Source organism: Flexithrix dorotheae DSM 6795 (assembly GCF_000379765.1).
Classification (GTDB): Bacteria; Bacteroidota; Bacteroidia; order Cytophagales; family Flammeovirgaceae; genus Flexithrix; species Flexithrix dorotheae.
Genome location: NZ_KB903476.1, coordinates 122,605 through 149,119, shown reverse-complemented (window position 1 = coordinate 149,119; position 26,515 = coordinate 122,605). Strand labels below are relative to the sequence as shown.

Sequence of the window (26,515 nt, the reverse complement as noted above, 5' to 3'; positions counted from 1 at the left end):
ATGAAAAAAGCTTTGTTGGTTATTGATATGCAAAAAGGTTCTTTTACGGATGAAACTCCAAGATTTGATTCTGCTGGAGTGGTAAGAAGAATTAATGCTTTGGCGCAAAAATTCAGAGCAGTGGACCTTCCGGTTATTTTTATCCAGCACGATGGCTCAAAGTGGAATGCTTTTGTTCCAAATACAACTGAATGGGAACTTTTGGATGAGCTGGATGTAAATCCCACAGATTTAATCATGGAAAAGACCGCTAATGATGCATTTTACAATTCAAAACTGGAAGTGAAATTAAGGGAATTGGAGATAGATAATTTGGTGATAACAGGTTGTGCTACAGATTTTTGTGTGGAGGCCACTATTCAGTCTGCATTAGTGAAAAATTATAATATTACGGTTGTGAACAATGGACATACTACCGGAGACCGACCACATTTAAAAGCGGAGCAGGTCATTGAACAATACAATTGGATGTGGCAAAATATGATTCCCACTGAAGGGAAAATTGAGGTTAAGGGTTTTGAGGAAGTACTTTTGAGTATTTAAAAATAAATAGGTTTGAAAGTTTAGGATATTCGTTGCTAATAAAGCAGCTTCTTACGAACTTATATCAGTATTAACCAATAGTGGTTTACTATAAATGAAAACTGAAACTCCATTAGTCGATTCGGAATATTTGCTGGAAAAATTTCCCGGCAAGGGTGGGTGGACTTATGCGGCAATTCCTGAAATAGCACAGAACAAAAATAATCCTTTTGGCTGGGTAAAGGTGAGGGGTTTTGTGGATGAATTTGAGTTGAAACAATACAAACTGATGCCTATGGGTAATGGGAAATTATTTCTTCCGGTAAAAGCTCAGATTAGGAGAAAGATCAAAAAAGAAGCTGGGGACTTGGTGAAAGTGGTGCTTTATTCAGATGAATCTCCTTTGGAAATTCCCACGGAAATTATTGAATGTTTTAAAAATGAACCTCAAAAAATTTATGAGACATTTCTATCTTTTACAGAAGGTGAACAGAAGACATATATCGATTGGATTTACGAGGCAAAAACCGAAGATACAAAAGCCGATCGCATCGTAAAAATGATGGATCGGCTTCAAAGAAATTTAAGGTTTTATGATAAGGAAATCCTCTAGATTTTTAATCCCATCAGGGTAATGTCATCTCTTTGGTCTGCAGTTTTCTGGTGGTCTTCCAGCGCCCATTCAAACATTTCTTTCTGATCTTCCATGTCGTGAATAAAATTATCTGAGATCAAAGTTTTTAACTTACTGGTAGAAAAGCTTAGCCTTTCCGGACTAGCCTGATCTATAAAGCCATCTGTGGTGAGATAGACAATATCTCCCTGCTTCAGCCTTGTCTCATGATTTTCGAACACCAGGTCATTTTTCGCATATTTTCCTCCAATAGATTTCCTGCATCCTTTCAGCTCTATCATTTTATCATCTGACATGATATAAAGCTTGTGTTTTGCCCCGGCATAAGTCAATTTGGCTTCACCATTTTTCATGTATTCAATCTTGCACAAGCCCAGATCCATACCATCTGCATTTTTCCCTGAATCCTGAGACAAACGATCCCTGATCCCATTGTGTAGATATTGAAGAATTTCTGCTGGTGAGGTGATCGCGTGTTTGGTGACAGCTTCATTCAGTAAATTATTCCCAATCATGGACATAAATGCACCCGGAACTCCATGGCCCGTACAGTCGATTACTGCCGCCATTTTAAAATCATCTTCCTCAATACACCAATAGAAATCCCCTGAAACAATATCTTTTGGTTTAAAAATCAGGAAGCTTTCAGGGAAAATTTCCTGAAATAAACTCTGGTCGGGTAAAATGGCTTTCTGAATTCGTTCCGCATATTTTATACTTTTTTTGGTTTTATTATGCTCCCGCTCAATTTCATTCCGCTGGTATTCCAGGGCTTCGTGAATAGCTTGTAACTCTTCCATATTTTGCCTCAATTCCTCCTCACTTGACTGTAATTCCTCATTAACCTGAGAGATATCTTCCTTTTGTTTTCTAAGCTCAGAAGTTTGTTCTTCAACCATTTTTTCCAGTCGCTGGTTTTGCTTTTTTACCGCTTTCATTCGGATTTTATAAAAAGCAAAAGCCCCACCCACTACAAGTAGAACAGCTGATATCTTGAACCACCAGGTTTCCCACCAGGGAGGGGTGATTGTAATGTCCAGTGCAACTCCTTTTTCATTCCATACGCCATCATTATTCGATGCCTTCACTCTGAAAGTATAAGTTTTTCCTGCTGGTAGATTTGTATAAGTGGCAAATCTTCTGTTTCCTACCTCATTCCAGTCTTTATCAAAGCCTTCGAGTTTGTAAGCGTACTGGTTATTTTTTGCATTGGCAAAATTCAAACCTGTAAATTCAAAACTAAATACCGATTCCTTGTAGGAAATGGTAATGGCTTCAGTTTCCCCTACTACTTTCGATAAAATTCCATTTTCCTTTTCTATAGGTACCGAATTGTTAAAAATCTGGAAATCCGTAATGGCTACAGGAGGTATAAAAGTATTGTTCTTGACATCCTCCGGGTTAAAAATATTAAAACCATTAATTCCTCCAAAGTACATTTTGCCGGCTTTGGTTTTCATGGCTGCCCCAAGATTAAAGGCATCACTTTGCAGACCATTTCCAGTATTGTAGTGGTTGATAACATTGTCTTCCAAATTAAACCTGGCAATACCCTTATTGGTACTTATCCAAAGGTTACCTGCTTCATCTTCTAAAATACCATAAACTACATTATTCGGTAATCCCTGTTCTTCTGTAAACCTTAGAAAATCACCTGTTTTCTCATTGTACAAATTTAATCCTGCACCGTACGTCCCTATCCATATTCTTCCTTTAGAGTCTTCAAAAAGGGTGAGGATAATATTATGACTTAAGCTTTTGGGATCTTTGGGGTTGTGCTGGAAGTTGGTAAAATTCCCGGTTTTTTTGTCCAATATACTTAGTCCCCCAAATGTTCCTATGGCGATTTTTCCATTTCTTGTTTCAATGATTGCTCTAATGGCATCATCTGCAAGGCTGTTTCCATATTCAGGATTATGTCGGTAGTGTTTAAATATTTTAGTTTCAGGATCGAAAAAATTGACTCCTCCACCATTGGTACCTACCCAAAGTCCTCCTTCAGTATCATTACAAATAGCCCAAACCGAATTGTTGGAAAGCGTATTGGCATTTTTAGCGTTGTTTAGAAAACTGGTGAATTTTCCATTTTTATAATGATTTAACCCTCCAGTATAAGTCCCAATCCATAATCCGCCATTGTCATCCGTTTCAAGACAAAGGGCTACATCATCGCTTATCGAGTTTTTATTGCCTGGAATATTTTTGAAGTGGGTGAAATTTTCTCCATCAAATAAATCGAGACCACCTCCGTCAGTACCTACCCAGACTTTACCATCCTGAGTTTCTGCAAATGACAAAATGGAGTTTTTAGCCAGGCTGTTTGGGTTGTCGGCCTGATGGTTGAAATGGACAAAAACATTGGATGACTGGTTAAAATAATTAAGTCCTCCGGCAAATGTTCCTGCCCAGATATCTCCCTTTTTATCTTGTAATAATGCCCTGACTACATTTGAACTTATGCTGGTGATTTTTCCCGGGATATGCATTTGGGGATGAATAGTCCCAGTTTTATAATTGAAAAAATTTAGGCCTCCTCCATCTGTTCCTATCCAGATGTTGCCAGTCTTATCCTGAATTACAGACCAGATGGCATTACTTTTCAGGTTTGAATTTTGAGTGTTAAAATACTTGATCTCATGATGGTCGGGCTGAATAAAATTAAGCCCTCCATCTTCAGTTCCTACCCAAAAGTCTCCTTTGCTGTCTTTAGTAATCGTTCTTACTACATTTCCAGAAAGGAAGTTTTCTTTATCATCCTTCGTGTATTTTTTCAGGTAATGTAGTTCCTCATTTAAAATAACAAGGCCTTTTCCTATAGTGCCTATCCAGTAGTGGTTGTTTTCTGCTTTGGCGATTGTCCACACTGAACCGCCCTCCAGCTCTGGAATTTTTAATTTTGTGATCGATGAAGTGGCAAAGTCTAATTTTTTTAGACCTCCGTTTTCAGAAGCCAGTAAAATATGATTTTTTTCAATGTGTAGCTTTGTGAAATTATTGAATCGTGAACTATCTCTGAAAGCTTTAAAAGTATCGGTTGCTCTATTGTAAAAGTTTAAACCATTAGTGGTTCCAATCCATAAATTGCCATTTTCATCTTCAATAATATCATTTATTCTATTATTACTGATAGTATTTGGCTCATTATCCTTATGGGTGTAAATTTTAAAATTATAACCATCGAACCTGTTAAGGCCATCTTCGGTTCCCACCCACAAAAAACCTCTGGAATCCTGGAAAATGCTATTTACTGTAGCCTGTGAGAGGCCGTCTTCAATAGAAAGATTGGAGAATTTTAAATATCCTTGTTGGGAAAACCCCCAATGACTCATGAGGATAAAAAGAAAATTGCAGATGATAAATTTTAGATTCAAATTTTTCATTATACAGCCTTAAAGCTTTTGGTAGATTTTTTTGCTCTTGAAAGTAATTATGGACTATAGAATTGAATGGCCAGTTTCAACCATTATTTCTTTGATGGTGAAGGCCCTTTAACTGATTTCTGTTGTGTTTTGGTTAGTAAGGATGTTGTCCTTTTTGGTAATGATAATTAGTAATTCAAAATTAACCGTGTATTATTTTGCCATAAAAGACTGATAGAGAGATTACTTTTTCTTAGAAATAATAGCACTGGTGCTTAAATTAACAGTTAATAACAGCTTTTATTTTGTGATAAAGGCCATTAAAAGGAGGGATTAATTCATACACCAAAACGTGTTAAAGGGCTCCGTTTTCAATAATTTGGGTGAGGAGTGAAGGGTTTTGCCCCCAGTAAAAATGGATGTAAGAAGCCATTGTCTTATTTTTATAATAGACCTGAGTTTTCACCGGGAGATCATTGGCATTTTTTACCAAACCTATAGACCTGAGAGATGCAGGAGAAAGTACTTGATGTCGGGAAAAATGGAATTCATGCCCTCTTATTTCCAGATGCTTAAAATGGAATTTTCGATATCCCAGGTGAAGTTGTGGTTTTTCCATTGAAGTTTCTATTTCCAGAAAATTCACCATTGGGAATAATTTACCTTTATTATTTTTTATCGATTTTCCCAAATACATAAGTCCACCACATTCTGCCAGGCATTTTCCACCTTTTTCCAGGTAATTTTTAATTGCTGATTTCATAACCTGATTTTCCGAAAGCTGTTTTAGATAAAGCTCAGGGTAGCCTCCGGCAAGGTACAGAAAATCAGTTTCAGGCAATCGTTCATCATGCAATGGACTAAAATAAGTGACTTTTCCCAGTTGCCTGAGGGCGTTTATATTTTCTAGATAAGTGAAGTTAAAAGCCTCATCACGGGCAATGGCAATTTTATAATGCTTTTCAGTTTTCGGTAGTGGAATGTTTTCTTCCTGTCTGGGCGCGGGGATAGTGGTTAGGGATAATAACTGGTCAATATCCACAGTTTTAGCAATATGGGTGGCTATGGAGTCTAGTCTTTTTCGCCAGTTGCTTTCTTCCGGACTTTTCAGTCCTAAATGCCTTTCTTCTATGGAGATTTCCGGGTTATTAGGGATATAGCCCAAAGCTGTTACCCCTACATCCTGACAGGCATCTTTTAGAAAATTATAATGTCCTTCCGAATTGACAAAATTGAATACAACTCCTTTTAGATTAAGCTCGGGATGAAAGTTTTTAAAGCCAAATAATATTGGTGCAGCCGAATAAGCCATTGCCCGGGCATCAAGCAGCAGGACCACAGGTATTTTGAGCAAAAGGGCAATTTCCGCACTGCTGCCCTGCATTTTTTTTGCCCCATCAAAAAGGCCCATTACACCTTCAATTATAGCTGCATCAGCCTCCTGGAGGTATTTTGCATATACCTTTTGTACATAAGCAGCGCTGCACATGAAAGTATCCAGGTTTATGCCCTCTCTTTCTGCAGCCAGAGTGTGATGTTTTACGTCCAGATAGTCCGGCCCGCATTTATATGGTTGAACTTTAAGTCCTCTTGTTTTCAGCAAATGAAGCAACCCCAGGGTAAAAGTAGTTTTCCCGGAACCACTTGCTGCAGCACCAATAAGAAATTGAGGTTTTTGCATTAAACATTTGAGATTTGCAGACTACCCAATAGCCACTGTCCCCTCAGGATTAATTTTGGAAACGTAAGAAATGGTTTCAATTTCAAAATTGGAGAAAATATCCTGTTTGATTTTTGCCAGTTTTTCCGCAGTTGCTTTATCCTTTGAAAATGAAAACATAGAAGGGCCTGAACCGGAAATACTACAGCCCAGCGCTCCATTTTCAAGTGCGGCTGCTTTCACTTCTTCATAGCCGGGAATTAATTGAGATCTTATCGGTTCAATAATGACATCTTCCAGCGATCGGCCTATTAACTCATAATCTTTTTGGAACAACCCTGCTACCAGACCTGCTATATTTCCCCATTGTTTTACTGCATCCTGCAATTGAATACTCCTTTTTAAAATTCTTCTGGCATCTTCTGTTTTCAATTCAATTTGCGGATGAATGATCGTACAGTATAATTCTTCAGGGTAGGCCAGCGGGATAATATCTAGTGGTTTATAACTTCTTACCAATACAAATCCGCCAATCATGGCTGGAGCCACATTATCGGCATGGGGAGAGCCGCAGGCTGCCTTTTCCCCTTCCATGGCAAATTGAATCAATTCTTTTTTTGTAAAAGGTTGACCCAATAATTCATTTGCGCCAAATACAGCAGCAGCCGAACTTGCTGCACTTGAGCCTATGCCACTTCCTGGCTTTATTTTTTTTGATATAGTGATTTCAAAACCACAATCGTGTTCAGTTTTATCCAAAAATGCCTGAAGGGCTACTCCCGCAGTGTTTTTCAAAGGGTTTTCAGGAATTTGCGAATAAGGAGTCTGGTTAATAATCGTAATGCCTTTTGAAGCTTTCTTTTTTATGATTACTTCGTCACCCGGGTTAGTTAGTGCCAGTCCCAGGATATCAAAACCACATGCCACATTGGCGATGGTTGCTGGTGCGAAAACTTTTATACTCTTTTCCAAAATATTACCCCCTTGTTTATTCTTAGAAGTCTTTTCAAATTATTATTTAGGCGCAACAGGAATGTCCTGTTTTGTTTTGCTCTCTGCACAAATTTAGGAATTATTTTTCAGGCTGTATTTTTTATTTTATTTCTATTTTAATTTATAGCAAGAAGATCATTTGTCGGCTTACATTTTGCCTGAACTTATTATAATTGGGGAAAAATACTTTTTTTACAAAAAGTACTGGAGGTTTATAGTAATTAATTTGCTTTGGGAACCGTTTACCTAATAAGTATGGAAATTGCTGTTTCCTTGCATTTTTTAATTTATAGAATTGATTTTTTTATTATCTCTACTTATTCTTATCAATATATAATGTCAATAAATTACTCATTCCCAAATAGTTGAGAAATGGATGGTTTATTGGCGGAATCACTAGTGCCACAGGCATTAAATAAGTAACAGGAGTTTGGAGTGGATCATCAGCTTGTTAACCCACTGATATACCTCACTTATTTCGTTAGGACAGACTTTCTGCTTGTCGCACTATATTTGGAAATATTTTTTTACAACAAATTTTTTTAAATGGATCAGGGAAAAATTGTTTTTGAAGTAGAAGGAGGTCACAAGTTAAAAGGAGAAATTACCCCACAAGGTGCAAAAAACGAAAGTTTACAAATTCTGTGTGCTGTTTTACTCACTGAGGAAAAGGTGACCATTCATAATATTCCCAATATTCGGGATGTAAATAAGCTTATTTCTCTGCTCGATTCATTGGGGGTAGAGGTGAACAGAATTAACGAAAGTACCTGTGAGTTTACGGCAAAAGATATTGATATTCATTATCTGGAAACAGAAGAATATGAAAAACAAGCGGCTTCTTTAAGAGGGTCCATCATGATTTTGGGACCACTTTTGGCCAGGTTCAAACAGGCTAAAATCCCACGGCCAGGTGGGGATAAAATAGGAAGGAGAAGGCTGGATACCCACTTTTTAGGCTTTCAGAAACTTGGGGCAAGATTCAATTTTGACAGCGATAGCCATTTTTATGAAATTGATGCCCACGATTTACACGGCACATACATTTTGTTGGATGAACCTTCTGTAACCGGAACTGCTAACATAATAATGGCAGCGGTAAAAGCCAGGGGAAGAACAACTATTTATAATGCAGCATGTGAACCCTACATTCAGCAATTGTGTAAAATGCTGATCAGTATGGGTGCAAAAATAGAAGGAGCAGGCTCAAACTTATTACATATTGACGGAGTGGAGTATTTGGGCGGTACTACCCATACCATGCTTCCTGATATGATTGAAATTGGGAGTTTCATTGGGATGGCAGCTATGACGGCTTCTGAAATTACCATCAAAAATGTTCGGCTTGATCAGTTGGGTTTAATTCCTTCTGTTTTCCAGCGGTTGGGTATACAAATGGAATTTCGTGGCGATGATATTTTTATTCCATCTCAGGAATCTTACGAAATAGACCGGTTTATTGATGGTTCTATGCTGACTGTAGCAGATGGCCCATGGCCACTTTTCACACCCGATTTGCTGAGCATTGTGCTTGTGGTAGCTACTCAGGCTAAGGGAACAGTGTTGGTTCATCAGAAAATGTTTGAGAGCAGGCTTTTCTTTGTGGATAAGCTGATTGATATGGGAGCTCAGATTATTTTGTGTGATCCACACAGAGCCACCATCATTGGTTTGGATAAACAAGTACCATTGAAAGGGATAAAAATGACTTCTCCGGATATTAGGGCTGGTGTTTCTTTATTAATTGCTGCACTTTCTGCAAATGGGAAAAGTACAATTTTCAACGGAGAGCAAATTGACAGAGGTTATCAGAATATTGATACCAGGTTGAGGGCACTGGGTGCGAAAATTAAGCGGGTGGAGGAGTGAGAATTCAGGTCTTAAAATGAATTACAAAAGCCCGGTTTAGAATCGATAAACCGGGCTTTTGTGTTTGAATAAATTACCTTGAAGCAGTATGATTCACCTGAAATATACTGTAATTTCCGGGTTCACCGGCAAATACCAGGCTGTAACTGTTGTCTGCGGCTACTGGAAATACTTCATTGGCAGTTCCTCCTGCAATTGGAGAATCATCGAATGCATCTAAAATTACTACGTAATAAGTGGAAAGTAAATTGAGCCGATCGGCTGTGGCATTAAGGTTCACACCTGTAACATCTGCATGGTCTAACACAGGATTTGCTCCCGGGAAAATATCGTCATAAGTGAGAGTATCACTTGTGGTGGGATTGATAAAGGCGAATTTTACCGCACCTGTACTAACAGATGACATATTGGCCATTACAAAAGTAGTTTTCCCGGCATCAGGGAAACTATTCCTGAAAATGGAAATGTCTGCATCGTCATCATCCTCTCTTATATATACAGAATAATATTCATTTAATGTTAGTCCAAGATTGGCATTGAATTCATCCTGATTGGTTTTGATGGTGATTACAGAATCAGGTGGAACCGATACATAATTGCTGGCCACTCCGTGGTTGGTTACCGATGCCAGTTCCTGATCCTTCAGAAACATTTGCACTTTTGTAGGAGTATTTACCGAATTGATTAATAGTAGTCTTGCTCCATCCGGAGTTACATTTTCATCATCTCCATCACAACTTGAAAGTAGAAATATCAGGGTTAGAATAATGATATTTAGAAGTAATAATAATGGTTTTCGAACAATTTGGGTTGGACGCATAGTTAAAAAAGTTTAGTGAAGACAAATTGATTTTTGAGCTGTTAGTGGAATTTAGCTAAGAAGTAAAGGTAGTTGGAGGCAGTATGGAATTTTATATATGAATAAAGAATAGGATTCATATAGTTCTGTCTACGGAATAAGGCGCGTATTGTTTGGGAACATGCTTTCCCAGATGGTATAATAAGATTAATTCAAACTGTTTTCTCTGTTTTTTAGAGGGAAAAGAATTCTTTTGAGGAAACTGAAAGTGTTTTAGCACTTCCCTTTTTTGGATAAACCGTAAGAGAAGTGCATTTTATTATTCCGGATTTTGAATTCTTAATAAATTCAAAAATTACCCTTATCCAATATATTTCATCTTCTCGAAAGGCTTTTCCCTATCGAATAAATACCTGTAGGTACTGTGTACTTTTTTAATTTCTCCGCCAACCTGCTTCACTACAATAATCATCTTTCTGTTGAAGTCGCCAATACCATTTATTTCCAAAGTAGGATATCGCTTGTAATCTTTTTGCACCATTTGGGCAGTGGCCATAATTAAAGCTCCATCTAATCCTTTTCCCTGATGTTCGGGCACTACCCCAAATACCAGCCCCAGCATTTTTTTATTCGTTTTTCGCCATTTGTGCCAGAGGAATTTCAGTTTTCCGATAGTATCCAGTTTTCCATTTACGTATTTGAAAATCTGGTTGACTTCCGGAATATTGATGTAAAAAGCGACTGGTTCATCTTTATAATAAGCCAGCCAGATGATTTTCTCATCGATTATAGGCTTGAGCTGTTTCACGATAACTTCCACCTGAGCATCGGAGATTTCAGCTACTCCATCATGATTTACCCATGCCTTATTATATACTTTAATAATATCCTGGGTATATTTTTCAAAATTACTGAGCTTCAAATGTTCAAATGAATAATCCGGATCCTGATGAAGGATTTCCGATTTTTTCATGATCCTGGGGTGAAAAGGATCGAAAGTATTTCTAATGAAAGTCAGGTGGCTGAAATAGACTTGGAAACCGTAGTTTTCAAATAATTGCTTATAGTATGGGAAGTGGTAATTGCATTGGTAAATAGGCTCAAGGTCATGGCCTTCGGTAAGCAATCCCCACCATTTGTCCCGGTCACCAAAATTGATTGGGCCGTCCATCGCTTCCATGCCTTTTTCTTTTAGCCAGTCTCTGCAAGCATCCATAAGCATGTTAGCTGCTTCCTGATCATCTATACATTCGAAAAAGCCCATGCCACCTGTTGGCTGATCGTTATCTTTTTCAGCTGTTTTATGATTTATAAAAGCAGCCACTCTTCCTATGGTTTTATCTCCCTTCTTCAGGATCCACCTGATGCACTCTCCGTGGTTAAATGTTTTATTAGTTTCAGGATGAAATACCCCTTCAATATCTTTATCCAAAGGACGTATCCAGGCTTTTTCATTTTTGTAAAGCTCTGTATGCAACCGAATAAATTCTTTCGCTTCTTTTTTAGTTTTTACCTCAATTAATCTCATCTATATCTTGTAAGTAGGTATTGCTTTTTATCTTGTGTCGGATTATTCTTACCAAATTATCCCTCATCTACAAGTACTAAAACTTTTCGGCTGTAAAGTTTATGAATTCATTTCCCAAAGCCAAAAACTGCATAGGTAAAGAATGCTTTTTACTTGTATTGGCTAAGCTTTGAAAGATCATAAAAGCTGCGCACAATGAAAGGTAGCTAAAATTTTGGTTTGCAAAGAACTGAAAGTTTGATGTTTTTACAAGTATATTACCACAATTATTTCTCATTTTTCCTGCTATTTGAGACTTGGGAATATCCCAATATTTTCTTTAAAAAAATTTCTGTTGACCGTACAGATTGAAAGTCGTCTTTTTAAATATAGCTTTTGCTTAAAAAAATAACATTTTTACCGAAAAGTTAAATTTTAAGTAATTTTGATTGCTAGCTTTGTTTAAAATAATACCATTCAGTAAGCGACTCCCAATTTTTTTTAACCAGTAATTTTTTTTGAACTATGCAACACAGGTCAATTGTGCATATGGACCTGGATTCATTCTTTGTGTCGGTGGAGCGACTTCAAAACAGTAAACTCATGGGCGTGCCTGTGATTATAGGAGGAAGTGGTGGAAGAGGGGTAGTTGCTTCGTGTAGCTATGAGGCTCGGAAATTTGGTGTACGCTCGGCCATGCCCGGAAAAATGGCTAAGCGACTTTGCCCTGAAGCTATATTTGTACGTGGCGATATGGAAAGGTATAGCCATTTCTCAAAAACTGTAAAGGAAATTATTGTAGAAAAAGCGCCTTTGTTTGAGCAGGCTTCTATCGATGAATTTTACCTCGATATTTCCGGAATGGATAAATACTTTGGTTGTTTCAAATGGACTTCAGAATTGCGTGAAACGATTACCAGAGAGACGGGTCTGCCACTTTCATTTGGTTTATCCTGTAATAAAACTGTATCCAAAATAGGGACAAATGAAGCCAAACCGAATGGGAAAAATTATATCATGCAGGGTAATGAAAAAAACTTTTTAGCCCCGCTGGATATTATGAGTATTCCCATGCTGGGGAATAAAACCGGACAAATGCTGAAAAGCATGGGCGTAAAAAAAATAAAGACTTTGCAGGAAATGCCCCTTGAGCTTATGCGGCAGGTTTTGGGAAAAAATGGGAAAAGTATTTGGGAAAAAGCCAATGGTATTTGCCATGCAATGGTGTTGCCCACACACGACCGCAAGTCCATTTCCACAGAAAATACTTTCCAGGCAGATACCATTGATGTAAAAATGCTTAGAGCCATACTTACCGGCATGACAGAAAAGATAGCTTTTAGATTGCGGAAAGAACAACAATTAACTTCCTGTGTGGCTGTGAAAATACGCTATTCTAATTTTGATACTTACGCCAAACAAATGATGATTCCCTATACGGCTAATGATAAAACTTTAATCGGAACGGCTTTGCACCTTTTCGATAAGTTATATGAAAAACGATTGTTGGTTCGGCTGGTAGGTGTGCGGTTTAGCCATTTGGTAAATGGAAGTTATCAAATTAATCTGTTTGAAGATACTTCCAGAGAAGTAAAGTTATGTGAAGCCATGGATAATGCCCGGAAAAAATTTGGTGCTAAAGTAGTGAGTCGGGCTTCGGGGTTTGTGAAGAGGAAAGTAGGAAAAGGGTGATTATTTAGTGCTTTTTGTTTCAGTTAACCATGTTTACAATAAAGCATGGTTAACTGAATTTTAAATTGGTATTTTATCTTCCTAAAAGTACAGCAGGCTTAGGTTCAATTTTATAGCTATTAATGGCTACATTATTTCCAGACATCGCATCCAATTCCATCAGACTTGCCAGAGCTAGTTGGGAATAATTTTGCGAAGCATTTCTAAAACCTCTATAGCTTGTTTGCCAAAGTTCTTTTATTAACTCCTGCCCCCCATTTTTAGGAGCAATTACATTTACTGCACCAGCCACATTTCCGGCTCCGGCATGATATACATGCAATACCATTAACTTAAACCAAAGGTCATTCTCAGAATATTCTAAATTCCACCTATCGAGGATTTCCCTTGTTTTGGGAATGCAGGTGGTTTTGATAAATCGGGCAGCTGCTTTTGCGGATTTTTCCAAATCTTCTCTTTCATCTACATACTTATTTACCGTTAAGCCATTATTTCTGGCCACCCATTTCATCAACTGAAAAGAACCATAAGCCCCTACATTGGATTTCTGTAGTTTATTCGGGCTTTCAATTAATAAGATAGCTTGAGCAAACCATGGAGAAACATTTTGTTCCTCAAATATCTGAGTGGATTTCACAATTCCGGGAACAGCTCTTTCTATTTGATAAAAATGTTTCTTGCCAGAGGTGATGTAGATTTCAGTGCCTGTTGGTAAATTATGATCTTTAATTATTTTCTCCTTAAAAATTCTTTTGCCATCTCTGGTTTTGCTGGTATAATCCTCAGTGGCAATGGTGGTCAAAATTGTTCTGTTTGCGGCAATGTTTACCAGACTTGAGTCGGCACTCATTTTCATTATTTTTCGCCAAAAGTTGGGCTGAGGTAAATAATTCCATCCTTCCAGATACATCAGGGGCTCTTTTACCAAGAAAGGACTGAGGGAATCGAGTAAGGTCTTTTTGGTTTCTTTAGGTTCCAGTTCGGTTACTTCTTCTTTTGTGTTTTCCTCAAAATCTACCGGGTGACTTACCGATAATTTGTAGGTAATGGTAATTAAAAATACTAATAAAATGGCAAGGTACTTTTTCATGTTAAGCTCCGGTTATTATGCTGGTATTTAAGTTCTGGGACTATTTTAGTTGAGAATTATTTTACTTTATACAGGCAATTGTGCTTCGACTGTATATTTCTGAAAAAATAAAATCAAAAAAATAACCTCTTAAAATAAAAAGATAAGAAAAAAAGTATTGAAATACAGATTTTCTTATCTAATAATAGCAAATACCTTGATTTATTTCTAATACCAGGCTTATCTTTTACTCAAAAGCTTACATGAACTTATCATTTGAATAAATTCTCTTCTGTATCCGTTTTCATCATTCCCAATGGCACTTTTAGCCAGTTCTTCTACATGCTCATAATTGGCATTTTCTTTAAACTCCGAATTTCTCAATATCATTCCAAACTCAGCTACTGCAGCAGAAAACCTGAAATTATCAGAAGTGTGGTCCAAAGGAATAGGGTTGGATTCCAAAACCTGAGTGATCAGTCTGCTTTTGGACTGATCCGGCTTTTTATAGCGGAATTTTACTGTAAGTAATTCCCCAGTGTTCCCGTTTTCTATCTTATCTACTTGCTGATATTTTAATTTATCTACATCTTTCACAAATTTTGACTTAATTCCTACCGGAATGATTTCATATAGGGCAGTTACAGTGTGTCCTGCGCCTAGTTCACCTGCATCTTTGGTGTCGTCATTGAAATCCTCATCTTTCAGCGCCCGGTTTTCATATCCAATTAGTCGATATGCCTGAACCAGTTCGGGGTTGAACTCTACCTGAATTTTTACATCCTTGGCTATTGTGAACAATGTTGCTCTCATGTCGGTCACAAATACTTTCTGGGCTTCTTTTATATTATCTATGTAATAATAATTTCCATTTCCCGCATTGCTAATTTGTTCCATTCGGCCATCTTTATAATTCCCCATTCCAAAACCTGCAATAGTGAGGTATATACCATCTTTTCGTTTTTCTTCTATCAGACGAACCATTTCCGAAGTAGAAGAAACCCCCACATTAAAGTCTCCATCAGTACAAAGAATTACCCTGTTGTTCCCATCTACCAGGTTTTCTTTAGCAATTTTGTAAGCGAGTTTAATTCCCTGTCCTCCGGCAGTGGAACCTCCCGCATTCAGATTATCCAAAGTTCTGATGATTTTTTCTTTATTTGCGGCTGAGGTAGGAGGGAGTGCCAGGCCGGCAGCTCCAGCATAGGTTACAATAGAAATTTTATCGTTTTCCGAAAGGCCTTCCAGCAATAGTTTTAAGGAAGATTTTAATAAAGGAAGCTTATTCTGGTTATTCATTGATCCGGAAACATCGATGAGAAAAACAAGGTTGCTGGGTTGTAAATTTTCGTAATCAAGTTTCTTACCCTGAATGCCAATATGCACTAACTGATGTTTTTCATTCCAGGGAGCCTGAGATAATTCCATGGCAATGGAAAACGGATGGTCACCTTCAGGATTTTGATAGTCGTAATCAAAATAGTTGACCATTTCTTCTATCCGTACAGCATCTACAGGAGGGGTTTGTCCATTGGTTAACATTCTTCTCAGGTTGCTGTAGGAAGCAGCATCCACATCTATGGAAAAGGTAGAAAGTGGATTTGATGTGGGTTTAAGGAAAATGTTTTCATTGATTACATCATATTCTTCTGTGTTGTGTTGAGAGAAATCATCATTATAATAGAAAGAAGAAGTTGGAGATGACACCAAGTTTCTTTTTGCAGATTTTTTTGGTTTAAAGCCATTGTTCCCCTGAACTCCATAAGCTTTTCCGGCAACAGCCCCAACACGATTTTTCCCTTTTTTTTGCTTTACTACAACTATTTCGCTTAATGATTGAATATCTTCTTCTAATTTAACATCAATAACGGTTTTGGTTTTTACCGTGATTTCCTTAGTAACAAAACCAATATAGCTAAATTCGAGAATCGTTTTGGATCCTGTTGGAATTGCAATAGAGTAATACCCATCAAAATCTGTAGTAGTTCCTGTACTACTTCCTTTGATAATAATACTTACTCCAGGTAATGGGGCATCATCTGCGGCTGAGGTTACAGTACCAGAAATTGTAATTTGCTGCCCAATTAAGGCAAAGGAGAAAAGATTGAAGAGCGTAAAGATTAGTATTTTTTTCATGGCGATAAGTTTTTTTATTACCATGATGCAGCAATCCATACTTTTCCATAAAACGAGGTAAAAAAAATTAATTAAACTTTTTCCCGGAGTATTTAGCCAATAAATGAAGAGAGGTTTTTCTGACTTTATTTTTAACCAGTGGAGTAAACCCTAAAAAATATCCGATGGGGCCGAGTGCCATGCCTGACCATTTCCAAAAATTGAAATAATCGGTATGCCTGTATATTTTTCCATCTTTAAATTGAAAAGAGGCCTTGATCTTATTATGCACTTTACGGTTGGTTTTAGAAAATAAGTATTTGGCTTCCCAATGCGCTTTCCCGGTAGTTTCACTGGCTTCTACATCATGAAAAGTAATTTCCAGGTTGCCCTCACTTCTCTCTATCAGCATTCTCCACATATTGCCCACCTGCTCCCCTTTCAGGGTACCGAATGCGGGATCTTCAAATTGTATATTTTCGTGATAGCAGGCAGTCATTCGCTCAGCATCAAGCTTTTGAAAGGCTGTATAAAATTCTTCGATTAGTTGTTTGTTTTCCATTTACTGAAGGTACGGAAATCTACACAATAGACACAAAAAAAGCTTCACAAAATTAATTGTGAAGCTTGTACGATACCTTTCGGTAAAGGAAATAACTTGATCTATGCTTGTCTTACATTCACAGCATTCATACCCTTCTTACCTTCTTTAAGCTCGAATGTAACTCTATCGTCTTGTCTTACTTCGTCAATTAGACCTGAAACATGAACAAAATACTCCTCATCAGACTCAGAATCTTTTATAAAACCAAATCCTTTAGAATCATTGAAAAATTTTACTGTACCTTCTTTCATAATAATTATTTAATATTGGCGGTAAAGGTAGTTGAAATATTAAACATTGCACTATTTTTTTAAAAAAATCCTTGGAAAAAAAAATACACTTTCAGATTTTTAGAAACATAATAGTGTTATTCGAAGATTTTTTAGGATTAAAAGCATGGATGAACTTTTTAAAAAAATGACCATTTTTAAGCAGAATTATAAAATAATAAAGTGCTGGTATTCAAGTTAGAAATGTGTCTGGGTTGGCTAAATCCAATCATTTGCGAGAAAAGAAAATTAACAGTGAGACTACATTTATTAAGAAAAAATTTTTTAATCTAAAATAATTTAACTTTTTTCACTACTAAGTTTAACTTTGTGGCAAATCTGGATAAGCCAGCAAATTAATTTTTTAAGTTTTAATGAGTAGTAGCTTATTAGGACAAAAACAATAAGTAGCCATTAAAATAAACCAAATGTGGCTGTTGCATACGCTCTAAATAAAATATCTCTTAGCTTCTAACTAAAGTAATTACCTCAAAACTTCCCAGGCTTTAATTTTAGATTACTGACAGGTAGGAAATCAATACCTGTATGGTAAATTTTGAAATGCGGGAGTTAATTGTAAAATTTTTATATAAAATTGTATTTTTCTATGAACTTTAAATTACCGGAATTTATGAATGAAAGTCAATTAAACATTTTAAACAAATCAACCAGATAATGGAGCAACACTTGAAATTTACAGGAAGGGATGAGTCCGGCTTTTTTAGAGAATTAAGAAAAAGAGTTGATGCTTATTTTAGAGAAAATAATATTTCCAAAAATGGAAATGGAGAAATGGTTTTTAAATCATTCTTTTTTTTGGGAGGAGTGATTCTTTTATATTCGTTAATTATATCCAATATTTTTTCTCCCTGGATAATGCTTGGTTTGGCAGCATTATTAGGAATTTTTAAAGCCTTTGTAGGTTTTAATGTGAGTCACGATGCCATACACGGTTCCTATTCCAAAAATAAGAGAGTTAATAAAATCATTTCAGTATTAGCTTTTAATACGTTAGGTGGTAATGATTATATGTGGAGCATTACGCATAATGTGGTGCACCATACATTTACCAATATTCCCGGTCATGATGAAGACATTGATGTGGCTCCGGGAATGATCAGGCTTTCCCCAGAGGAAAAGCTAAAGCCAATAATGAAATACCAGCATATTTATGCTTTTCCATTATACGGTCTTGCCTATATTTCCTGGGTATTTAGAAAAGATTTTGTAAAGTTTTTTCAAGATAAAATCGGGCAAAAGGATAATAGATATCACAAACCAGTTGAATATTTTAATCTTTTCTTCTTTAAGGCTGTTTATTATACCCTGTTTATCGTGATACCACTTATGGTATTGGATATTACCTGGTGGCAGTTTATCATTGGTTTCGTAACGATGCAGTTATTTGCCGGTTTAGTATTGGGACTGGTATTTCAGCTGGCACATGTGGTGGAAGGACCAGAATTCCCTTATCCTAATGAAAAAGGGGCTATTGAGGATAGTTGGGCACTTCACCAGATGAAAACAACGGCAAATTTTGCAAGAAAGGACTGGCTGGCCAATTTTCTGTGTGGTGGATTGAATTTTCAGATAGAACATCATTTGTTCCCACACATTTGCCATGTACACTATAAACCAATATCTTCCATAGTAAAGGCTACGGCTGAAGAATTTCAGGTACCTTATCATGAAAGTCCCACTTTCTTAAAAGCTATTGGAAGCCATTATAGAATGTTGAAAAAATTTGGAAGAGGGGAACTGGCTTTAAATGTTCAGGGATCATAAAAATTAAATACCTTTATAAAAAAAGCGAACTGAGGTTGAACTCAGTTCGCTTTTTTTATTTACCTCCAATAATATTAGAGTCTGTTTTTAGGGTATTGCTTCTTTCTAATTATTGTTGGCCAGAATTTCCGGGGAATATAAATAATCAAAAAGAAGGGCCGGCATATGGTGCTTTCTGTTTACCGGGAGATTCCTGATAAATATTCTGACTGGCAAATCATAGTTGCCAAGGAAACGGTTGAAATTGAAATAATCAAGTGTTTCCAGATTAAGAAAAGTTCTGAGTTCATTCATCAACTCAGCAAAAACATTATAATCTACCAGCACTTCATAGGTAAGGCTTATCCCATGCCACTGTTTATAAAATTGCCTTATCAGCTTTACTGAAGTCAAATTCATAATTGGATATTCTTTAGGGTTAATTGAATTGCAATAAAGCGTGGCAAATTCAAAAAACTCAATTTGTCTGTTGCTGACATTCAATTTGGCAATTTCACCAACAACCCATTTGTCTCCCCGGTTAATTTCATTCTTTACACTCAGGCGTTTGATATGACGGGCCATTAATTTTTCAGCTTTTTCTACCTGAAGCTTTTCATCTCCAAGAGATTTCACCTGATCCAAAATTTCAATATACTCCTTGTCTTTTCTCCACATTTTCAAAAAAATATCTATAATATTTTTAGGTGATTTCATTTCTTTTCTGGTTGATTAACAATAGAAACAAATTTTTTTGCTTCATTTTAAGAAAGCATGCATAGTTAATTAGAATAGTATTAAAGATGGATTTGTTATTACCTCAAATTTATTAACCCCGAAAAGTTAAATTAATTTTTTCATAGTGACAGGGAATTAATTTGGAGCGAAACAGGATCAGTAGAGGCAATGTGATTTTATACCATAAAACATACCAGAAAAAGAAGTTTATGGAAATATAAATAAATGCTAAAGGTCGTATTTTTGCATTCTTCTGTAAAGTGTGGTACGCCCAACTCCAAGTTCTTTGGCTACTTTAGTCATGTTTCCGTGGTGTTTTTCCATGGCTTTTATTATGGCTTCTTTTTCCCGGATTTCCAGATTTAGATTTGAAATTTGCTCATTGCTTTTAAGAACTGGTTTTAGTAAGAAATCGGCTTCTTTCAGTGATTTTCCATCCGACATAATTACCGCCCTTTCCACTGCATGTTGCAACTCTCTGATATTTCCGGGCCAGGAATAGCGCTTAAGAGACTTTTCGGTTTCCTTTCCTATTCTTAAATATTCCTTATCATATTTTTTTCCGTAAACTGATAAATAATAAGATAGTAAAGGGGAGATATCTTCTTTTCTCTCCCTTAGGGGAGGGAGTTTTAACTCTACTGTATTTATCCTGTAAAGCAAATCTTGTCGAAAGCTGTTTAATTCATCGCTACTATTTTCTGCCAATTCCTGTATGGGTTTATTTGTAGCACAAATTAGCCGAATATCAATCGGAACTGGAGTATTAGCACCAACAGGTATTACCTGTTTATTTTGAATAACTGTGAGTAATTTGGCTTGTAATGGAAGAGATAAATTTCCGATTTCATCAAGGAAAAGTGTTCCTCCAGAGGCGGCTTCAAATCTGCCAATTCTATTTTCTCTGGCATCAGTAAAAGCACCTTTTTTATGCCCAAAAAGTTCAGATTCGAAGAGCGTTTCAGATATTGCCCCCAGGTCTACTTTAATGAATGCCTCATTTTTTCTTTCTGAATGATTATGGATGTTTCGGGCAATGAGTTCTTTGCCAGTACCATTTTCTCCTAAAATCAGAACATTAGCATCAGTAACAGCCACTTTTTCCATTGCTTTCAAAATAGGTTGCATGGATTTAGCAGTGGAAATCATTTCTCCAAAACTCCTATCAATATCAGTGGATAATAATTTTTGCCTGTGTTCTAATGTTTTTACCTTTTTTCTGGATTGACTTAGCTCAAAAACGGCCATTGTGGTTGCCAGAAATTTTTCATGTTCCCAGGGCTTTACTACAAAATCAGAAGCACCTTCCTTCATGGTTTCTACAGCTATTTTTATATCACCATAAGCCGTATTCATAATCACCAAAGTATCAGGATACTTCTTTTTTATTTTTTTAAGGATGGAAATCCCTTCTTTTCCGGAAGTATCGCCAGGCTGAAAATTCATATCGAGGATAACCACATCAAAATTTATTTTCAAAAATTCCTCTAATGCCTTATTAGGATCTGTCTGTGTGATTACCCGATTAAAATGAGAAGACAAAATCATATTTGCCGCAAAGAGAATATCTTCGTCATCGTCCACAACAAGAATATTTCCCTGGTTTTTGGGCATAAGCAATTTAATTTAGGATGGAAAGCTGAAGGTTACGTTCCGTTTTATGGTTGGGAATCTCAATGGTAAAAGTGGTACCAACCCCAAATTCAGTGTCGAGATGGATAGTTCCTTTCAGTTTTTTTATAGTTTCACTAACAATGTAAAGACCCAAACCGGAGCCGGAAATATGATTATTTGCTCTGTAAAACATATCGAACACCTTTTCTTTATGTTCATTCTGAATGCCCTGTCCATTGTCCTTAATTTCTATTTTGGCACTTTCAATATCCACAATTACATTCACTTTTATGAAAGGATGTCTTCTCCCCGGAGCACTATACCTCACCGCATTTGATATTAAGTTACTCAAAATTACCAAAAGTCTACGCCTGTCGGAATAAAAGGAAACATGATCGATTACCATCAATTGTTTATCAATCAGTTCAGCATTTTTACTAAACTGAAAATCTTCAAATGTGGCTTCGATCATTTCCTTCAGATCAATTTTTTCAGATTCAATATCCAGTCTGGCATTTCGGGAAAGGTTAATAATATCCTGAATGAAGCTGTCTAATTTAACAACACTTTTAGTCATTAGGTTAAAGTAATTGATAAGTTCAGGCTCCGTAACGCCATCTTTTGCCAAAGTTACTAATCCCAATACCGAAGCCAGAGGTGCTCTTAAATCATGAGAAACTCTGTATACGAACTGGTCTAATTCGTTATTCACTTTTTTTAATTCCTCATTCTGAATCTTCAGTTCAGATTCTACCAGCATTTGTTTGGTAATGTCAGTTACCCTTACCAGAAATAAATCGGAGGTATCATCCAGTTGAGAAACTGCAAAATTTCCCCAAAAAACTCTATCCTTTAAAGTTTTGAACCGGGTGATTTTACTCCAGAAACCAGTTTGCAGAAATGCTTTTTTCATTTCTCTGGTTTCGTCTTTATTCAAAGGTTCCAGTTCGAATTCCAATCCACTTCTTCCTATAATCTCTTCTTTTGATGAGGCTTCCAATAAAAGTACTGCTCTTTGATTACAATTCTTAATTTCTTCACTGGATTTGCTTATAAGAAAAATAGCATCTGCAGATTGCTCAAATACTGATTGGAAAAGTCTTTTATTCTGATCTAATTCTTTTTCCCTAACAAGTAATTGTTTGTTTAGCTTATCGTGTTTTAAATTACTGAAATACAGATTCTTACGTGAGGTAAGCATGTAAGTAATAGTGATGTAATCCAACGCACAAATAGTAGCCATTACACTCAGGAAAGAAAGCTGATTATTGATAGGGTTGGCAATACTTAGGGTAACTATAGAAGTGATAATGAAGTAGCCGGTTACAAAGTACCTTAAATACAATTCTTTGGGAAAACACAATGCCATGGCCAGAAAGCAAAGGATTACAGCATAAATATAATTTGTGTGTAATTGATTGATAAATAGCACATAATGGACCCAACAGGTGAGTAACCCAAATAGTAAGTAGGTTATGGACTGGATATTTCTCCTGATAAAGGAATTGATAAATGAACCGATAAAAACCAGTAATGCAGGAAATGATATCACTAATCTTAGAATTAGTGAATCATTAAGTTCTGGTTCAATCTGATTAATAAACAACCCTGAAGCAGGGAGTAGAATTAATTCAGCGAATAGTAGTAACCTAAATAGTGTTAGTTTATTTGTCAGGAAGAATGACATTATACAATCAAAAAATAAGTAAAAGCTAAAACTGGTATTAAAATTTTTCACCTAAAAGCTTAGTCAGTCAACCAAATCAAATTTTGATTTATACATAGTTGAAAGACTCTTTAGGAGATGATTAAATGTTAATTAGGAATATCATTAGGTATTTAAAAAATATAAAAGTATAAAAAATGATTTCAACTCAAAAATGACCAAATAAATTCAAGTGTAATTCCTAAAATTAGAAATTAATTGATGGTATTGGTGATGTTTGAAAATTTTAAATCATAATAATTGTAAATGAATATTGAATAAAAAATTTGGAATGCATCAAAAACTTAATTGTTTCAAATTGAAACAGTGATGTGTTTCAACCTGAAACATATAAAAGAAGCGTCTGAAATAATTTTTTATGTTAAGAATTTGCAAACCAGTGGCTTATAACATTTGGACTTTCTCTTGATTTAGGATACTCAGTGATTGATTAACAAAAACGATTATTGATGATAGATTTGAAAGAAGTGGTAAAAATTTACCAGACAGATGAGGTGGAAACTTTTGCACTGAATAAGCTTTCACTTAAAATAGATCAAGGGGAATTTACCTCCATAATGGGACCTTCAGGTTGTGGAAAATCAACATTACTAAATATAATAGGCTTAATTGATATGCCTACTGAAGGTACGTATCAGTTCGATGGAAAAATTGTAAATCAGTTTGGTGAAAAACAAAAGGCTGATGTTCGGAAGGAAAATATTGGATTCGTTTTCCAAAATTTTAATTTATTGGATGAGCTTCCTGTTTATGATAATGTGGAACTTCCCTTAATTTATACCTCACTTTCCGCAAAGGAAAGAAAGGAAAAAGTGTTGAATGTACTTTCAAAATTAGATATAATCCATAGAAAAAAACATCTGCCCAAACAGCTTTCCGGGGGGCAACAGCAAAGGGTTGCTATTGCCCGTGCTATTGTGAATCATCCAAAAATACTTCTTGCGGATGAGCCCACAGGAAACCTGGACAGCGAAAACGGGAAGGAAGTAATGAAAATTTTAACTGATCTTAATGAGGAAGGAACCACTATTGTAATGGTAACACATTCTGCCAGAGATGCAAATTACGGAAGTAAAATCATTCACTTGTTTGATGGAAAAATGATCACTGAAAATATTTTAAAAAATTTGAATTATGTTTAAAAATTACCTGAAAGTGGCGTTTACAAACCTTTGGAATCACAAGGTTTTTAGTTTTATAAATATCCTCGGACTTACCGTGGGAATGGCAGCCTGTTTTCTAATATTATTGTTCGTACAGGACGAATTGAGTTATGACCAATACCATGAAAAGGCAGATAGACTTTACAGGGTATTTGTGGAATATAAAAATCAGGAAGGTGAGTTTGTTGGAGGGGTTATCACTCCCTATATTCTGGGGCCAACCTTGGCATCTGTATTTGAAGGAGAGGTGGAAAGGGTGATAAGAATTGATGGCCCTTTTTCTTATCAAATTGAAAAAGGGGATAAAAAATTTCCTCAGGAGGGTTTAGCATTGGCAGATGCGGATGTATTTGATGCATTTTCCTTTAAACTGATAGCAGGAGATCCGAAAACTGCCTTGGTGGAGCCTTTTACAATGGTGATTGATAAAACGATTGCAGAAAAATTTTTCGGTAAGGAAGACCCAATAGGGGAGAGCCTTTTAATAGAAGAAGAGTTTGAGGTAAAGATAACAGGTATAATAGATGAAATTCCTGAAAACTCTCATGCTCATTTCCATGGATTTGTTTCCATGGCTTCAGGAGAACAAATTTATTCAGAAAGGGTAAAGACTCAATGGGGAGAGGGATCACAATCAACCTATTTGGTTTTACCAAAAGGAGCAAATGCCGAAAAGTTTGAAGCTAAATTGCCGGATTTTGTAGAGAATCATACGTTTGGGGAAGGGGCATCGGCATTTGTAAGGTACAGGCTCCAAAAAGTTACAGATATTCATCTTCATTCGCATCTCAGGGGTGAACTTGAAGCAAATGGAGATATCGATTATATCTATATTTTCTCAGGAGTAGCCTTGGTGATCATGTTAATCGCCTGTATAAATTATATGAATTTATCTACTGCCAGATCTTCGGAAAGGGCGAAAGAGGTTGGTTTGAGAAAGGTGGTGGGAGCGTATCGTTCACAGATTATCACTCAATTTTTAAGCGAATCAATATTACTCACTTTAATAGCTTTTATTTTAGCCATATTATGTGCTGAAATTGCACTTCCTGTATTTAATGAAATTGCTCAAAAAGAATTGGAAATTAATTATTTGGAGAATTTTTTTGTAGTGACTGTTTTTTTGGGAATTGCTATTGTAATAGGGATAGTTGCGGGAAGTTATCCGGCATTTTTTCTTTCCTCCTTTCAACCGGTAAAAGTTTTGAAAGGAAGTAAAGGCTCGTCTGGTGGTAAATCCGTTGTCCTTAGAAAAGTCCTTGTGATTCTTCAGTTTGCAATTTCAATTACATTGATCATCTCCACAATTGTAATTTCTGAGCAACTAAATTATTTGAGAAATAAGAAACTCGGGATCAACACGGATCATATTGTAATATCTAATTTTCAGGATACAACTTTGGTGAATAAATTCCCCGTTTTGAAAAGAGAGTTACTAAAAAATCCAGATATAAAAAGTATAACTGCTACAAATAAAAGAATGACCCGTAACCTTAGCAGTAATTTGGGGTACAAAATAGAAGGAGCAGAACCAAATCCTCAAGGTCAGGATAATTATACTATTACCACAGTTACCTCGGATCATGATTTTTTTAAAACTTATGAGGCAGAGTTTGTAATGGGTAGAGACTTTGACGAAACTATCCCTTCAGATGCTAGAGAAGGGTTTATTTTTAATGAGTCAGCAATTAAATTATTAGGCCTGGAAGATCCTATTGGAAAGGAAGTAGAATCAGCGACTTTTGATATGGAGATAATGGATTTTGTTCCAAAAAAAGGCAAAATAATCGGAGTAGTTAAAGATTTTCATTTCGAGTCATTGGATTATACTATTTCACCAGTAGGGTTCCATATTTCAGATAATTGGTTGAATTGGATGTCCATAAAACTAGCAGGGAATAATATTCCTGAAACGGTGCAATATATCGAATCTACGATTAAAAGTTTCGCTCCTACAAGGCCATTTAACTACACTTTTCTGGATGAGGACATCAATCAATTGTATCAGGGACAGGAAAGAGTGATGATAATTTTCAGATATTTTGCCGGATTGGCAATTATTATAGCCTGTTTAGGAATTTTTGGATTGTCATCTTTTACAGCCGAAAGAAAAACCAAGGAAATAGGGATAAGGAAAGTATTAGGAGCCTCCACAAGTGGTGTAACAATTTTACTTACCAGGGAATTCATAAAATTAGTTGTGGTAGCAGCCGTCATTGGGTGGCCCATTGCCTACTATTTTATGGACAGTTGGTTGACAGATTTTAATTATCGAATTGATATCGGGTTTGGGGCTTTTATCCTGGCCACATTTGTGGCAATTTTTATAGCCGTGTTTACTGTTAGCAGCCAGGCTATAAAAGCAGCATTAACCAACCCTGTAAAGGCGCTAAGGTATGAATAAAGGATTTCCTGTTT

The 26,515-nt window shown here is 36.2% G+C and carries 19 protein-coding genes; 7 read left to right on the top strand and 12 right to left on the bottom strand.

Annotated elements, in window-relative coordinates:
- Nucleotides 1–543 (top strand): cysteine hydrolase family protein, encoded by a 543-nt coding sequence (locus tag A3EM_RS0131055; RefSeq protein WP_020532159.1) that lies wholly within the window; start codon nucleotides 1–3, stop codon nucleotides 541–543.
- Between the two features lie 94 nt (nucleotides 544–637).
- Entirely contained in the window at nucleotides 638–1,135 is a 498-nt protein-coding gene (locus A3EM_RS0131050) for a YdeI/OmpD-associated family protein (protein ID WP_020532158.1), read from the top strand.
- On the opposite strand, the gene A3EM_RS44160 is transcribed toward A3EM_RS0131050, so the two are convergent.
- The 3 genes from A3EM_RS44160 to A3EM_RS0131030 form a co-directional block, all read right to left on the bottom strand.
- Complete coding sequence (locus A3EM_RS44160; protein WP_020532157.1) at nucleotides 1,132–4,536, bottom strand: two-component regulator propeller domain-containing protein; 3,405 nt, start codon at nucleotides 4,534–4,536, stop codon at nucleotides 1,132–1,134. The two genes, A3EM_RS0131050 and A3EM_RS44160, sit on opposite strands and share 4 nt — an antisense overlap.
- A 334-nt stretch (nucleotides 4,537–4,870) precedes the next feature.
- Nucleotides 4,871–6,196: a cobyrinic acid a,c-diamide synthase CobB gene (locus A3EM_RS0131035; RefSeq protein WP_020532155.1), complete on the bottom strand. Its 1,326-nt coding sequence runs from the start codon at nucleotides 6,194–6,196 to the stop codon at nucleotides 4,871–4,873.
- A gap of 21 nt (nucleotides 6,197–6,217) precedes the next feature.
- Nucleotides 6,218–7,147, bottom strand: coding sequence for a homoserine kinase (locus A3EM_RS0131030; RefSeq protein WP_020532154.1), 930 nt, complete (start codon nucleotides 7,145–7,147; stop codon nucleotides 6,218–6,220).
- Nucleotides 7,148–7,714: 567 nt separating this feature from the next.
- Between A3EM_RS0131030 and murA the strand changes: the two genes are divergently transcribed.
- A complete protein-coding gene (murA, locus tag A3EM_RS0131025; protein ID WP_020532153.1) occupies nucleotides 7,715–9,037 on the top strand; it encodes a UDP-N-acetylglucosamine 1-carboxyvinyltransferase in 1,323 nt (440 codons plus the stop codon).
- 73 nt (nucleotides 9,038–9,110) lie between these two features.
- Here the strand turns inward: murA and A3EM_RS0131020 are convergent, their stop codons facing one another.
- Nucleotides 9,111–9,857 (bottom strand): hypothetical protein, encoded by a 747-nt coding sequence (locus A3EM_RS0131020; RefSeq protein WP_020532152.1) that lies wholly within the window; start codon nucleotides 9,855–9,857, stop codon nucleotides 9,111–9,113.
- A gap of 340 nt (nucleotides 9,858–10,197) precedes the next feature.
- Nucleotides 10,198–11,364: a hypothetical protein gene (locus A3EM_RS0131015; RefSeq protein WP_020532151.1), complete on the bottom strand. Its 1,167-nt coding sequence runs from the start codon at nucleotides 11,362–11,364 to the stop codon at nucleotides 10,198–10,200.
- A gap of 504 nt (nucleotides 11,365–11,868) precedes the next feature.
- Between A3EM_RS0131015 and dinB the strand changes: the two genes are divergently transcribed.
- Nucleotides 11,869–13,035, top strand: coding sequence for a DNA polymerase IV (gene dinB, locus A3EM_RS0131005; protein WP_044240324.1), 1,167 nt, complete (start codon nucleotides 11,869–11,871; stop codon nucleotides 13,033–13,035).
- Between the two features lie 73 nt (nucleotides 13,036–13,108).
- On the opposite strand, the gene A3EM_RS0131000 is transcribed toward dinB, so the two are convergent.
- From A3EM_RS0131000 to A3EM_RS0130985, 4 genes are all read right to left on the bottom strand, one after another.
- Nucleotides 13,109–14,125, bottom strand: coding sequence for a transglycosylase SLT domain-containing protein (locus A3EM_RS0131000; RefSeq protein ID WP_020532148.1), 1,017 nt, complete (start codon nucleotides 14,123–14,125; stop codon nucleotides 13,109–13,111).
- Between the two features lie 219 nt (nucleotides 14,126–14,344).
- Nucleotides 14,345–16,240 (bottom strand): vWA domain-containing protein, encoded by a 1,896-nt coding sequence (locus A3EM_RS0130995; protein ID WP_044240408.1) that lies wholly within the window; start codon nucleotides 16,238–16,240, stop codon nucleotides 14,345–14,347.
- 67 nt (nucleotides 16,241–16,307) lie between these two features.
- The gene (locus A3EM_RS0130990; protein WP_020532146.1) at nucleotides 16,308–16,781 is read right to left on the bottom strand and encodes a nuclear transport factor 2 family protein; all 474 of its coding nucleotides are present in this window, start codon (nucleotides 16,779–16,781) and stop codon (nucleotides 16,308–16,310) included.
- Between the two features lie 101 nt (nucleotides 16,782–16,882).
- Nucleotides 16,883–17,074, bottom strand: a complete 192-nt coding sequence (locus tag A3EM_RS0130985) for a cold-shock protein (RefSeq protein WP_020532145.1) — start codon at nucleotides 17,072–17,074, stop codon at nucleotides 16,883–16,885.
- A 693-nt stretch (nucleotides 17,075–17,767) separates the two neighbouring features.
- Here A3EM_RS0130985 and A3EM_RS0130980 point away from each other — a divergent pair.
- The gene (locus A3EM_RS0130980) at nucleotides 17,768–18,877 is read left to right on the top strand and encodes a fatty acid desaturase family protein (protein ID WP_020532144.1); all 1,110 of its coding nucleotides are present in this window, start codon (nucleotides 17,768–17,770) and stop codon (nucleotides 18,875–18,877) included.
- A gap of 105 nt (nucleotides 18,878–18,982) precedes the next feature.
- Here A3EM_RS0130980 and A3EM_RS0130975 read toward each other — a convergent pair whose 3' ends face one another.
- From A3EM_RS0130975 to A3EM_RS46450, 3 genes are all read right to left on the bottom strand, one after another.
- A complete protein-coding gene (locus A3EM_RS0130975; protein ID WP_020532143.1) occupies nucleotides 18,983–19,573 on the bottom strand; it encodes a hypothetical protein in 591 nt (196 codons plus the stop codon).
- A gap of 249 nt (nucleotides 19,574–19,822) precedes the next feature.
- Entirely contained in the window at nucleotides 19,823–21,208 is a 1,386-nt protein-coding gene (locus A3EM_RS0130970; protein ID WP_020532142.1) for a sigma-54-dependent transcriptional regulator, read from the bottom strand.
- Nucleotides 21,209–21,215: 7 nt separating this feature from the next.
- Entirely contained in the window at nucleotides 21,216–22,760 is a 1,545-nt protein-coding gene (locus tag A3EM_RS46450; protein WP_169513443.1) for a sensor histidine kinase, read from the bottom strand.
- 623 nt (nucleotides 22,761–23,383) lie between these two features.
- Here A3EM_RS46450 and A3EM_RS0130960 point away from each other — a divergent pair.
- Nucleotides 23,384–24,076: an ABC transporter ATP-binding protein gene (locus A3EM_RS0130960; RefSeq protein ID WP_020532140.1), complete on the top strand. Its 693-nt coding sequence runs from the start codon at nucleotides 23,384–23,386 to the stop codon at nucleotides 24,074–24,076.
- The gene (locus tag A3EM_RS0130955; protein ID WP_020532139.1) at nucleotides 24,069–26,501 is read left to right on the top strand and encodes an ABC transporter permease; all 2,433 of its coding nucleotides are present in this window, start codon (nucleotides 24,069–24,071) and stop codon (nucleotides 26,499–26,501) included. The genes A3EM_RS0130960 and A3EM_RS0130955 overlap by 8 nt, the downstream gene beginning before the upstream one ends.
- The last annotated feature ends 14 nt before the right edge of the window (nucleotides 26,502–26,515 follow it).